This window comes from Streptomyces noursei, assembly GCF_001646665.1.
In the GTDB taxonomy this organism is placed as follows: Bacteria; Actinomycetota; Actinomycetes; order Streptomycetales; family Streptomycetaceae; genus Streptomyces; species Streptomyces lavendulocolor.
Genome location: NZ_LWBU01000303.1, coordinates 1 through 430, shown reverse-complemented (window position 1 = coordinate 430; position 430 = coordinate 1). Strand labels below are relative to the sequence as shown.

The following is a 430-nucleotide window of genomic DNA, read 5'->3' as shown; positions in this document are numbered from 1 at the left end:
GTCGCCGCTCGGCAGCGTCACCACGGACGCGCCCGCGAGCGACCACCAGCAGATCTCCCACACGGAGACGTCGCCGGTGAACGGCGTCTTGTGCAGGACGGTGCCGCCGGGGCCCAGCGGGTGGGCGCGCTGCATCCACCAGAGCCGGTTGACGATGGCTCGGTGCTCGACCATGACGCCCTTGTGGCGGCCGGTGGACCCGGTGGTGTAGCTGACGTACGCGCGGTGTTCGGGTCCGCTCGCGGCGGGCAGGTCGCTGCCGTCCTGGGCGGCGGCCCCGGGGTCGTCCACGTGGACGGTCGCCCGGCCGGGGACGGCGTGCGCGGTGTCGTCGTCGACGAGGACCAGCCCGGTGCCGCTGTGGTCGGCGATGTACGCGAGGCGGTTCGCCGGCAGCGTCGGGTCGAGCGGCAGGTACGCGCGGCCCGCC

1 protein-coding gene is annotated in these 430 nt (G+C 75.1%); it reads right to left on the bottom strand.

Going from position 1 to position 430, the window contains the following annotated elements; all coding sequences use genetic code 11:
- A partial coding sequence (locus tag A4V12_RS22735) for an AMP-binding protein (RefSeq protein ID WP_159028912.1) occupies positions 1-430 on the bottom strand: 430 nt, incomplete at both ends.